Annotated in this window: 10 protein-coding genes and 1 tRNA gene; 4 read left to right on the top strand and 7 right to left on the bottom strand. The window is 42.7% G+C overall.

The features are described from left to right. Positions 1-74 precede the first annotated feature (74 nt). Positions 75-776 carry a response regulator transcription factor gene (locus HFD85_RS00100; protein ID WP_167604572.1) on the top strand — a complete coding sequence of 234 codons (702 nt, stop codon included), beginning with the start codon at positions 75-77 and terminating at the stop codon, positions 774-776. Continuing rightward, a complete protein-coding gene (locus HFD85_RS00095; protein WP_167604571.1) occupies positions 773-2,251 on the top strand; it encodes a sensor histidine kinase in 1,479 nt (492 codons plus the stop codon). Before HFD85_RS00100 ends, HFD85_RS00095 begins: the two co-directional genes overlap by 4 nt. A gap of 313 nt (positions 2,252-2,564) precedes the next feature. Here the strand turns inward: HFD85_RS00095 and HFD85_RS00090 are convergent, their stop codons facing one another. From HFD85_RS00090 to HFD85_RS00060, 7 genes are all read right to left on the bottom strand, one after another. After that, positions 2,565-3,878 carry a Gfo/Idh/MocA family protein gene (locus HFD85_RS00090; protein ID WP_167604570.1) on the bottom strand — a complete coding sequence of 438 codons (1,314 nt, stop codon included), beginning with the start codon at positions 3,876-3,878 and terminating at the stop codon, positions 2,565-2,567. Between the two features lie 54 nt (positions 3,879-3,932). Next, complete coding sequence (locus HFD85_RS00085) at positions 3,933-4,925, bottom strand: sugar phosphate isomerase/epimerase family protein (protein WP_167604569.1); 993 nt, start codon at positions 4,923-4,925, stop codon at positions 3,933-3,935. 44 nt (positions 4,926-4,969) lie between these two features. Next, positions 4,970-6,136 (bottom strand): Gfo/Idh/MocA family protein, encoded by a 1,167-nt coding sequence (locus HFD85_RS00080; protein ID WP_206081818.1) that lies wholly within the window; start codon positions 6,134-6,136, stop codon positions 4,970-4,972. 149 nt (positions 6,137-6,285) lie between these two features. Continuing rightward, positions 6,286-7,800 (bottom strand): STN and carboxypeptidase regulatory-like domain-containing protein, encoded by a 1,515-nt coding sequence (locus HFD85_RS00075; RefSeq protein ID WP_167604568.1) that lies wholly within the window; start codon positions 7,798-7,800, stop codon positions 6,286-6,288. Continuing rightward, positions 7,800-9,365 (bottom strand): aspartyl protease family protein, encoded by a 1,566-nt coding sequence (locus HFD85_RS00070; protein ID WP_167604567.1) that lies wholly within the window; start codon positions 9,363-9,365, stop codon positions 7,800-7,802. The genes HFD85_RS00075 and HFD85_RS00070 overlap by 1 nt, the downstream gene beginning before the upstream one ends. Positions 9,366-9,406: 41 nt before the next feature. Further along, the gene (locus HFD85_RS00065; protein ID WP_167604566.1) at positions 9,407-10,444 is read right to left on the bottom strand and encodes a FecR family protein; all 1,038 of its coding nucleotides are present in this window, start codon (positions 10,442-10,444) and stop codon (positions 9,407-9,409) included. A gap of 42 nt (positions 10,445-10,486) precedes the next feature. Beyond that, entirely contained in the window at positions 10,487-11,068 is a 582-nt protein-coding gene (locus HFD85_RS00060) for an RNA polymerase sigma-70 factor (RefSeq protein ID WP_167604565.1), read from the bottom strand. Between the two features lie 139 nt (positions 11,069-11,207). Here HFD85_RS00060 and HFD85_RS00055 point away from each other — a divergent pair, with 139 nt between their 5' ends. After that, positions 11,208-12,587 carry an MFS transporter gene (locus tag HFD85_RS00055; RefSeq protein ID WP_167604564.1) on the top strand — a complete coding sequence of 460 codons (1,380 nt, stop codon included), beginning with the start codon at positions 11,208-11,210 and terminating at the stop codon, positions 12,585-12,587. 59 nt (positions 12,588-12,646) lie between these two features. Continuing rightward, a tRNA-Leu gene (locus HFD85_RS00050) sits at positions 12,647-12,730 on the top strand. Positions 12,731-13,009: the final 279 nt, after the last annotated feature.

Here is a 13,009-nt window from a genome sequence, read left to right as displayed (position 1 = left end):
AAAAAATCCACCGCTTCGTGACCTTTTTGTGATACTTTGTTGTTATTGTTGCAGTAACAAATAATTAGTAATCAATGGATAAGGTTTTATTGATCGAAGACGATCCTCACATCAGAGAGTTAGTCAGCATTCACCTGAAAGATCTGAATCTGGATGTTGATGTTTCGGAAGACGGACTTGACGGGTATCAGAAAGCAAGCAGCGGAGTGTACAGTCTGATCATTCTGGATTTGATGCTGCCCAAAATGGACGGACTTGAAGTTTGCCGTTTGTTGCGTGCCGACAAAATAAAAACGCACATCCTGATGCTTACGGCCAAATCGGAAGAAATCGACAAAGTACTGGGGTTGGAAACAGGGGCCGATGATTACCTTACCAAACCGTTTAGCGTACGTGAATTTATTGCCCGTGTTAAAGCCATTCTCAGAAGGTTGAATTCGTTGAGCACAGAAAATGAAGCCGATACCGGCGACAGGGTTGTGGTGGAAGATCTTAACATTGATATGGTTAAACGAAAAGTATTGCTAAAGAATGTCAAACTTGATCTTACGCCAAAGGAGTTTGATTTGCTGGCGCTTCTAGCTCAAAAACCGGGCAGGGTATACAGTCGAAACGCTTTGCTGAGCAAGGTTTGGGGCTACAATTTTAATGGCTACGAACATACGGTTAACTCGCACATCAACCGGCTTCGGTCGAAGATTGAGCCGGATATTAATCACCCAAAATACATACTAACGAGTTGGGGAGTAGGTTATAAATTCAACGACGAATTATGAAGACAAATAAGATTTTCAGCAGTTTATACTGGAAGGTGTCGGGAATATTCCTGGCGTTCACCGTGGTATTAACCATCATATTCATTTATATCTCGGTGATATTTTCGGCCGATTACAACGATGAAGCACAACAGAAAATAAACGGTGAGATTGCAGCCGGTGCCATCAAAGAGGTATCGCCGATATTTATTGATGGAAAAGTGAACGAACAAGCTATTTCAGTGCTGATGCATTCGATGATGGCGGTTCACCCAAGTATTGAAGTGTATCTGCTTGATCCCGAAGGAAAGATCCTGACTTTTGTGGTTCCCGAACAGGATGTAAAAACCGACGCTGTGGCACTTGGCCCTATAAAAAGCTTTCTTAACCGAAAGTCAGATAAGGCAATAAAAGGCGATGACCCAAGAAATCCGGATTCGCCCAAAATATTCTCAGTAGCCGAAGTTATAGAAGACGGACAAATGAAAGGCTACATGTACATCATTCTGGCCAGCAACCAGTACACTTCGACCATGGCGGCGCTCGAAAACAGCTTTATCCTAAAAATTGGAGTACGTACAATTCTGATTGCGGTTTTGCTGACTTCCATTTTAGGATTGCTGGCGATTTATGTCATTACCAGAAACCTGAATAAAATTATTGCTGCTTTCCAGCGCTTTAAATCAGGCGATCATTCTGTACGTATCAATATGAAAACCGGTGGTGAACTCGCCAATGTTGCCGACACTTTTAACAGCATGGCCGAAACCATCCAGCAAAATATCATTCAGCTAAAAAGTGTTGAGGAATTGCGTAAGGAACTGATCGCTAATGTGTCTCACGACCTCAGGAGTCCGATCGCCTCCATTCAGGGTTTTGCCGAAACCATTTTACTGAAAGATGAAAACCTGACAGAAACTGAACGAAAAAAATATTTGGAGATCATTTTACAGAACTCCGAAAATCTGAGCAAGCTGGTGAATGACCTGTTTGAGCTGTCGAAACTGGAAACCAATCCACAGATGATTCAACCGGAACCGGTTCAGGTCGCTGAATTGGTTCAGGACGTGGCCGACAAGTTTCAAATTATGGCCCGCGAGAAAAACATCAGCATCAACACCATTTATTCGAAAAGCCTCCCACTGGTTTATGCCGATATTCAAATGACCGACCGCGTATTTCAGAATATTCTCGACAATGCCATAAAATACTGCAGCCCCGGAGATGTGGTAACCATTGAACTGGAACTCCAAAAAGAAGCTGTTTTAGTAAAAATCACCGATACCGGAAAAGGAATTGCAGAAGATGAACTGCCCTTTATTTTTACACGGTATTACAAGGGCAAAAAAACAAATGGTGCCAACAGTACCGGACTTGGTTTGGCCATAGTTAAAAAGATTCTCGATTTGCACAAATCTACCATTAACGTGTATAGCAAATTGAACCAGGGAACGCGCTTTGAATTCAATCTCCCACTCTATAATGTTGCGGTATAATACCAGCTATTATTCTATTTTTATAGTAGTTTTATTTATTTGTTTTAGTGCCACTTATATAATTCCTTATGATATATAATCATGATGTCGGTATTGATTGTTTGAACGGAATAGTGCAGGTAAATTATACTGGTCTGTTTAACTCCTAAACCATTTAAATCCTGGCTGTTTTCTTCAATACCAAAATCACACACTACTAGTTATATAGTATTTCTTTGTTGCATAATTTTCATACTTACCTTTTCAATATTAAACAACAAAAAAGCAGACTCAAAATTGAATCTGCTTTAACTATCGTGATAAGAGAAAACGATCAGATTTTTGGCAATACCCAGGGAGCTCTGTAGTTTGGAGTCAGGTACACATTTGCTTTTTCGTTACCGATGAACTTGCTGTTTTCGGCATCCCAGTACAAACGTTCGCCGGTTTTAAGGGCAATGTTTCCAAGGTGGGCTACACGAGCAGTATTTGCGGCAATACCAATGTGGCAGTTCGTATCTGTACTTCCTTTCCGGATGCAATCCACAAAGTTTTCCATGTGGTTATTTAATCCCTGGCCATCGCCTTTTGTTAATTCCACGCGATCCATTCTTGGGTTTTTACCACCTTCAGGAATTACTTCCCAACCGCCACGATCGACAACCAAAGTACCGTTATTGCCCACAAAACCAACGCCATGGCTTCGTCCGTAATATCCTCCATCGATGTTGGTAGCATGATCCCACAACATGGTATAATCGTCGAATTCGAAAAGTGCCTGCATGGTATCTGGTGTTTCCGCAGCATCATCCGGGTAACCGTATTTTCCTCCCATCGACATTACCGATTTTGGTGCTTTTGCATTCATTCCGAACAAGCCAAAATCGATGATATGCACACCCCAGTCGGTCATCAAACCACCGGCATAATCCCAGAACCAGCGAAAGTTGAAATGAAAACGGTTTGGATTGAACGGCCTTGCTTTTGCCGGTCCGAGCCAGAAATCGTAATCTACACCTTCGGGAACCGGACCATCGGGTTTAACCGGAATCGATTTCATCCAACCCTGATACGACCAGGTACGAACTGCACGGATTTGCCCCAATTTCCCCGAGTGTACAAAATCTACAGCATCGAGCCAGTGTTTATCGCTTCGTTGCCACTGGCCTACCTGTACAATATTTCCGTAACGCTGCTGTGCGCGCTCCATCACATTGATCTCTTCGATGGTGTTTGCAAGAGGTTTCTCGCAATAAATTTGCTTGCCTTCCTGGGCAGCATACACAAATGGAAGCGTATGCCAGTGATCGGGCGTACCGATAATGATCACATCAATACCGGGCTCTTCAAGCAACTTTCTGAAATCTTTAAATCCCTTCGGTTTAGTTCCCTGAATTTTTTCTACGTCGGCAATGCGTCTGTTCAATACATTCTCATCAACATCGCAAAGTGCAGCACACTCCGTATTTTCCTGACGCAAAAAAGCTTGCAAATCGGCAAAGCCCATTCCGTTCACACCAATCGCGGCACATACCAGTTTGTCGTTAGCACCGGCACATGAATTCATCGCCATGGGCATCCCTGCTACCATGGTTACACCGGCGGTAGCCATCGCTGTGGTTTTAATAAATTCTCTTCTATCTGTCATAATAAATTAGTTGGTGATCGTAACGATCATGTAGGTTATATTCTATTTGAAGTCCTATTTCTGCATAGCATCATCGAATGCAAAATCAGAAGGTGCAAAGTCCACTTTTTTTACGAAAGCGCAAGCCTCTGCAGCACCGTGTTCCCTGTCCATTCCACTATCTTCCCATTCAACCGATAGTGGTCCGCCATAACCAACGTCATTAAGCGCCCTGATAATATTCTCGAAATTGATCTTTCCACGTCCGAGGCTTCTGAAATTCCAGTAACGACGATTGTCTCCAAATTCCATATGGCCACCAAAAACACCAACTCCCATCGGCACATCGCTCCAGTAGGCGTCTTTCATGTGAACGTGGAAAATGCGGTCGGCAAATTCGTAGATAAAACGAACATAGTCGACATGTTGGTAACCAAAGTGGCTTGGATCGAAATTAAAACCAAATGCCGGATGATAATCGAGCGCTTTTAACGCGAGATGTGCTGTGTGTATATCAAAAGCAATCTCGGTGGGATGAGCCTCAAGGGCAAATTTTATTCCCAGGCTTTGATACTCATCGAGGATCGGTTTCCAACGACGTGCAAAATCGGCATAACCCTCTTCAATCATTTCCGCACTTACCGGCGGAAACGAATACAGCAGGTGCCAAATCGGACTTCCGGTAAAACCGTTCACAGTACTTATTCCTAAGCGCTTAGCAACTTCAGCGGTTTTAACCATTTCTTCCGCAGCCCGCTGACGCACTCCTTCCGGATCGCCATCGCCCCAAACATGCGGACTGGCAATGCTTTTATGCCGCTGATCGATTGGATCGCAAACGCACTGTCCATCGAGATGGGCAGAAATGGAATAAAGTTGAAGGCCGTATTTATCGAGTAAGGCCTTACGGTCGTCGCAGTAAGCCTGATCGGCTTTGGCCACTTCCATATGATCGCCCCAGGTACACAGTTCCAAACCATCGTAACCAAATTCTTTGGCTTTTTGACACATGGTCTCGAGTGGCAAATCGGCCCACTGCCCGGTGAATATTGTAACAGGTCTTGCCATAACTTTTAGTTTAAAGTTTGTAGTTCAGTAATAAAGTCAAAAAATTAAATTATATCGCCGAATTTCACCCATTTAACTTCATTGTTATATCCGGCACTAACCACGGTATCGATAAATTGCATGCCACGGATTCCGTCTTCAACACCAGGAAAATCAAGCATTTCAGCAGTAGGTTCTTCACCGTTTGCTTTTGCTCTAACCGTGAGGGCGAAATTGCGGTAAATGTTGGCAAAGGCTTCGAGATAACCTTCCGGATGTCCGCCCGGAGTACGTGTATTGTGTGCTGCAATGGCCGTATCCATACTTGTTCCCACACGCATAATCTGCATGGGTTTATCCGTCCATTTTAATTTTAATGAATTCGGTTCCATCTGTTCCCAGTCCAAACCACCTTTATCGCCGTAAACACGAATGCGAATGGCATTTTCTTCGCCGGCTGCAATTTGAGTGGCCATCAAAACCCCCTGTGCGCCATTATCAAAACGCATAAAAGCAGCACCGTCATCATCGAGTAAGCGATTGGGAACAAAAACGTTTAGGGTGGCACAGATCTCCGTTACTTTCAACCCGGTTATGTATTCTGCCAAATGATGTGCATGAGTGCCGATGTCGCCCATACAGCCTGCTTTCCCCGATTTCTTAGGGTCAGTACGCCAGCTCGCCTGAGGATTGCCCGTATCTTCTAATTTTGATGAAAGCCATCCTTGCGGATATTCAACAAATACTTTTCTGATCTTTCCGAAACGGCCTTCGGCAATCATTTGCTTTGCTTGTTTAACAGCCGGATATCCCGAATAAGTGTGCGTTAAGGCAAATGTTAATCCGGTATCATCAATCTTCTCCTTTAGCTTCAGTGCTTCCTCCAATGTAAAGGTGATAGGTTTGTCGAGCACCACGTTGAACCCATGATCCAAGGCCATAACCGCCGGATCGAAATGCACAAAATTTGGCGTAACAATGGATACAAAATCCATTCGTTCGCCTTCAGGAAGCTGTGCTTCTTTTTCAAACATTTCCTGGTAAGTATCATAAACACGTTCCTCAGGAAGAAAATAAAGTTTTCCTGATTCTTTTGAAATTTTAGGATTTACGCTGAAACAACCACAGACAAGTTCTATCTGGTTATCCATTAAAGCAGCCAAACGATGTATGGCGCCAATAAATGCGTCGGTTCCTCCACCGACCATTCCCATCCGAAGTTTCCTGTTCATTCTTAGAATTTTTTAGTTGATTTAGAATTGCAGCTAAAATTAGCAACTCTTTTTAAAGGAAGCAATTTTCAGCACAGGGGTATTGCTAAAATATTGAAAAATACCTTTTAAATTTTGCAGGATTTTTGGGTTAAGCAGAAGAGCTTGTCTTATTCCGATTTCTTAAAAGCTTCACGCAAATCCTCGTCGGGTTTTATGATGTTATAGTTTTCCCAGAATTCTCCGTCGAAATTACCCAGTTTTTCAACAAACACATCGCTTTGGGTAAAACGCTCTTCACCCGGAAACCGCTTCAAATCCGTAGGCTGAATGTCGGTGATCAGGAGATCGGAGACACTGTGAAATTCAGAATTTAGCTTATCACGCTTGCTCCTCACTTTAAAACTCACGGATGCCTGGGCAGTTGAAAGATGCCATTTACCTTGATATTGCTGGTAGTTTACCGTGTACTGCACATACGAAGGACGCGCCTTTACTCCGCGCGGCTTTTTCTTGATCATGATACTGGTAGCCTCATTCAAACTGCTTTTATTAAAACGGAATTCGGCATGAACAATGGCGAAGGTTTCGCGATGTACATACATTTCGCCAATAAATCCCGGAAAAACATCGGGAGAAATAGGTTCGAAATGTACCACATAAACAGGTTGCTCGTGATACCAGATCACCTTTGTAATTTCATATCTATACGAGTTTTGATAACTGGCATGAATGAAACTTTCAACCGTTTTCACCACATCGAGCTGAACAATGGTGAAAGGCCCGCCCTGCATTTTAAAATTCAGCCAGCGAAAAGGCTGAACATCCGGGCTTTTCCGGCCTTTTACCAAGCGAACCAGGTCGTTACGAAGGCCATTGTTATAGGGCGATTTCAATACATCGATCACCGCTTCCGAAACACTTATATAGTTTCCATCCTGCTGAACTGTTTCGCGGTAAAAACCTTTCATCAGTTTGGTTTGTGTACTGTAATTCTTCTCCAGGTTCTGACGAATCCTGGCCAGCAGATGATCGGGAGTGATAGCAGTTATACGAACCTCCTTAATACGAATTGAAACAGGCTCAAGAATCAACAGATCCTCGTCGAGCAACTTGTAGGCCGGAATCAGGATTTGGGCATATCCCATACACGAGATCACCACCGTATCGCGAATATTATCAGGATGCAGTTTTAACAGGAATTCGCCATCGGCATTTGAGATTGTACCAATTGGCTTATTAAACACAGATACGGAAGCATAGGGAACGGGCTTTTCGCGCCGGGCCTCTATTAAGCGACCTTTCAGGAAAAAGTATTTCACCGGTATAGTGTCGTTCTGTGCGACAACCGGATCGGCTCGTCGCTCCTTTTTTGTTATGATGATTTGGTTTTCGCGCTCCCGTAGCAAATATTTTTCAGGCTCGAAAAGCTGATTCAACACATGATACAGCGATTTATTTACCACATCAACCGATACTTTCCGATCTGTATTGACGGCAGCAGCGTCGTATGAAAAATAAACTTCAGCCTGCCAGCTGATTTGGTCCAGAATGGTTTCCAAAACCTGTTTATCCTGTTTAATTGTCACACGCCGTTCAAAAACAGAACCATCCTGTTGCTGGCCCTTTGAAACTAAAGAGAGCAACAGGATGGTTACGGATATGACAATTTTATATCGATGCATTAAAACATCTTTTTCAGCTCAAAAGAAGTTTTTATTTCTTCGCCGTCACGCAGCACTTTTACTTTAATTTTCTTGTTTTCCTTGCTTTGAAGCAGTAAGTTAATATCATTCAATTCCAGCGACTTATGGCTGCTGCTATTGATAGACAGGATTTGGTCATCTTTCTGAATACCTGCGAAATAAGCGGGCGAATTTTCGGTAACATCGGCAATGGTGTACACCGGTAACCCGGGTATCGGATTAATTACTTCCATGCCACTCATGTTATAATTAAAATCTTCTTTTATTCGATTCGTGGGTCGCAAAGTCAGTCGGCTGTTACGATAGTCGACAGTGACGTAGAACCTGCGAAGGATTTCGGCACCAATGGTTCCGTTCCGGTCGTTCGACGTGATCAGGCTATCAATCAGTTTAGAGTCGGGGAATGCAACAATTGGCTGAGTAAGCAACAATGGCCCTACCCAAATGGCATCGATCCGTCCTTTTGTTCCGTAAAGATCGCCACTCAAACCTCTTCCCAGGAAAGTTTCCATATGCTTTTCCGGAATTTTAATCCGTTCATCCGAACTTTCTGAAAGCCACAACGCGTCGCTGGCGCCTGTATCAACCAATAATTTTACAGGAACTTCCTTCAAGGAATCGGTTACGATGGAGGTGCGCACGAATGGTTTTGTGCCGTCAAAATGCAGCGGTAAAATGATGTCGTTTTTGCGATCGCGGTATTTGTAATACTCAGGTTTGTACAATACAAGTTCTTCATCGTGATAATCGATTTCAACCACAAAGTCTTTGAACAGGTTAAATCCGATCAGCCCGTGTACAGGAATTCCCAGCATGTGCGAAATCTGAAAATCTTCGTCGATAATCATTTGAACCTCCTGGTTACGAGCCGTTATTCCGTTAATGTGCAAGGAATTGTTTCCTGAGCGATACGCAGTCAGCCCTTCACCTTCGTCCAAACCTTTAATTTTCACCGGCATCATGTAATTCAGGTTCAACTTGTTTACAAATGGCAGCTCGGTGATTATCGGGAAACGAACGCCTGTATCCAGAATAAAATTCAAGGTGTCCGAATCGTTAATGTTTACCGGGATAATAATCAGGTTACTGGCCGATTTGAATTTGATGGTCAGCCGTTTATCACGTGGATCGTCGAACATAAAACCACGGTTGTTTGCGTAAAACTGTTGGGTGTTCCTGTCCAGTTCCATACTTTTATCGAGCGGAACATAATCGCGAACCACCAGCAGGTTATCTTCAATTTCGAAGAGCAGGTAAAAATCGTTCATCAGTTTATCGAGCACATATTTAATGGGCTTGTTCGAAACGTTCAAACTGATTTTCTTATCGGCAAGATCCTGCGAATTGTATTGGTAATCGATGTCGAGGTACTTGCAGATTTTCTCTATTACACTCGAAAGCGGCTCGTCTTCAGCATAAATACTGATGTTTTGATCGAGCGACTGGCTCTTTTCCTCCTGTGCCTGTGCGAAATTAGGCGCTAAAAAAAGTACCAAAATTACCAGCCAGGCGAGGTTTTTTATTTTAATCCATATTGTCTTCATAACTTTATTGCTTTATTGATCGTGTCTGTTTTGACACACTCTTAGTTTTTACGGCTCGCCAACACAAAATGTTCTTCGTCGCCCGTTAGATCGAGATTGAATGTGAGCCGTATTATATCCAATACGAACTTCGCGGGTTTCTGATCGAAATGGCCTTCATACCTCAGGTCACTCAGCTCTGGTTCTGACAACTGGATCTCGATGTGATAGGTCTTCTCGAGGCACCGGATGACTTCACCCAGCGGCACATTGTCAAAAACAAGGTCATGCGTTTTCCACGACAGGAAATTTGGGTCAGTATTTACCGATTTTTCGATGGTATGATTTACGGTAAACAGTGTTCCTTTTTCCCCGGGAGTAAGAAATACCTCCCTGTTGTTTGTCTCCTTTTCAGTGTTTTTGCTAATTACCTGCACTTTGCCGGTTTTCACAATTACTTCCACGGTCTCATTTTCGGGGTATGCGTTCACGGTAAAAGAGGTACCTAAAACTTTCACCTGCGCATCGCCGGCGTTAATTACAAAAGGCTTTTCAGCATTTGGCACTACATCGAAAAATGCTTCACCTTCAATGCTCACTTCACGAACATCGCCCCTGAATTTTTTGGGGAACGTAAGCTTCGAGTTGCTGTTTAGCGCAACCACTGAGCCGTCGGGTAAAACATACTCTTGCAACACCTGTTTATCTGCCGAAATAATCTCGCTGTAAATTGCCGGCACCCGGTTAATAAAACCAATATAATAGCCAACAGATCCCAGTAAAAGCGCCAGAACAATAACCGCAGCATATTTGTAAAACTGTGATATTGCCTCCTTTCTTTTCTTTTTAAACTGAACGGTTTTGCCTTGCGACCGGGCTGTTTGTGCATATACATTTTTCCAGGCCTCGTTGGTGTTAAATCGATTCGAGCGGTAGTAAGCATTCGTTTTTTTCAGCGCTTTTTTGCTTTCTTCAAATGCTTTACGATTTTCTTCCGATTCCTTCAACCAGGCCTCAACTTCCAGATTTTCGTGGTTATTGGTTTCTCCGGCCAGGTATTTGGCCACCAATTCCCAATTCCGATTTTCTATATTCTCCATCTTTCCCATTCATTAAAATGACAATGCACAAATAATTTACCCCTAAACCGCTTTCTTCCGAAAACAGCTTAAAAAGAAAATAAAGGAATTATATTTTTTTAGTTTATCTCGTAATGATTTGATTGCCAACCCCATTTGAGCCTCAACAGTTTTTACCGACAGGTTTAATTTTTCTGCGATTTCGCGGTATTTCAATCCTTCTTCGCGACTCAGGCGAAAAATTTCGCGCCGTTTTTCAGGCAGGGCAGCAATACTTTCTTCGATGTCTTTTTTCAGATCAACCTCTAAAAACTGATCGTCGTAGTCGTTCATTTCTGCTTCGGCGATTACATGCTGCGCGTGTTGTGTTTTTATTTTTTCGTGTTTAATCCGATTCAGGCTATGATTTTTAACCGAACGAAACAGATAGCTTTTCAACGAGGTTTCGATGGTGATTGAATTTCGCTTTTCCCACAGTTTCACAAAAAAGTCCTGTACGATTTCTTCTGCTGCGTCATCGTCCTGCAGAAGCTGCGTTGCATAAGTACACAGTGCCTGGTAATAGCGTTTAAACAGTTGCTCAAAAGCCTGTTCTTTTCCTTTTTTCAGATCTTCGAAAATGGTTTGTTCTTCGAATTGGTTCATTCCGGCTTACTCAATTGATTCTTGCTAAGTTAGAAAAAAGTATTTCGCTGCGAAACACGAAATTTATGTTTATAAAATATGTCATTTTGTGAAGTGGTTTAAGATACTATTTTTACGCTCACAATTTTATAGCATAAACATGGAAAAGAAAGTAAAAGTGACATTTCCCAAGGCATTTTGGGTAGCCAATGCAGTGGAATTACTTGAAAGGGCTGCGTACTACGGAGTATTTATTGTAATCACGCTGTATTTATCGCGGATTTTAGGATTTAACGATTTTCAGGCTGCAATGCTGGCCGGTTCGTTTTCAGCCGGATTATACCTCTTACCCACTTTTGCAGGAGCTATTGCCGATAAGATAGGATTTAAACGATCCTTGCTAATCGCCTTCTCTTTGCTTTCTGTTGGCTACCTGGCGATGGGTGTATTGCCTACCATGCTCGAATCGGCAGGTTTGGTAGAATATACCAAAACCACGCAGTTTCACGGGCTGCGCGAAAGCAACCTCAAATGGATCATCATCCCGATTATGATTGTGATAATGATTGGCGGTTCGTTTATTAAATCGTGTATTACCGGAACGGTAGCCCGCGAAACCACAAAAGATACCCGTGCACAGGGTTATTCCATTTTTTATATGATGGTAAATATTGGTGCTTTCTCCGGAAAAACCATTGTAAAACCGCTTCGCGACGCTATGGGCAACGAAGGATTGGTAACACTTAATTACTTTGCCGCGGGAGTTACTGCCCTGGCTGTAATCTTAGTTTTATTTTTCTATAAAGCCAGCCGTTCGCAGGAAGAGCCAAAAAGCTTTAGCCAGATTTTTCATGCACTATTGAAAGTACTTGGTAACGCCCGCCTGATTATTTTAATCCTCATCATAACGGGTTTTTGGATGGTTCAGCATCAATTGTATGCCACCATGCCGAAATATGTATTGCGCCTTGCCGGAGAAGATAGCGCCATTTCGTGGTTTGCCAACGTTAATCCGTTGGTAGTGTTTCTGACGGTTGGCCTTGTTACTCAAATGATGCGTAATAAAACCTCGCTGTTCTCCATGTCGGTCGGAATGTTTATCATGCCCGTGTCGGCATTAAGTATGGCATCGGGGCACTTAATGGGCAGCGAACCTATTTTAGGGATGCACCCGGTAGCATTTATGATGGTAGTTGGGATTGTTTTCCAGGGTTTGGCCGAAACATTTATTTCACCACGTTACCTCGAGTATTTTTCGCTGCAGGCACCAAAAGGCGAAGAAGGACTTTACCTTGGTTTTAGTCATTTGCATTCGTTCCTTTCTTCTATACTGGGATTTGGCTTATCGGGCTGGCTGCTTACCAAATATTGTCCCGACCCAATACTTTTTGACACTCATGCTGAATGGGAAGCCGCTTCGGTGAATGCCCATTACATTTGGTTCTACTTTGTTGGAATTGCCTCAGTATCTGCTATTTCATTAATCATTTATGGCAAAGTGGTAAAACACATCGACAGTAAAAAACAAATTTCGATATAATATTTTGCTGATTCGGGTGAAATAATTAGTTTTGCACACCAATTTTCCACAAAGGAAAAGCCCGGGTGGCGGAATTGGTAGACGCGCTGGATTCAAAATCCAGTTCTGGCAACGGAGTGCGGGTTCGATTCCCGCCCCGGGTACTTGGTGAAATACCAAAAAACATTAAAAGCGCTTAAAATCAATGATTTAAGCGCTTTTTTATTTAGCATAAATATCAATAAAAGTGCTTTAAAAGCATCTAAAATGCGACAAAATCGAGACCTATGGTTAAATAGACTCGATAGGTCTCGCTAAACACTGTAACTCGCTGATTCATTTCATTTTAATTGGTTTAATTTGGTTCGTTTTACTGTTTCAAAAGTGGCATTTATAATGTATTTTTAGACAGTGAGCGAGACCTAAATTGTTAAAATTTATGG

It is taken from the genome of Maribellus sediminis, from assembly GCF_011799805.1.
In the GTDB taxonomy this organism is placed as follows: Bacteria; Bacteroidota; Bacteroidia; order Bacteroidales; family Prolixibacteraceae; genus Draconibacterium; species Draconibacterium sediminis_A.
Note: the sequence above shows the minus strand (reverse complement) of the source record. Positions and strands in the feature narration are given on the sequence as shown.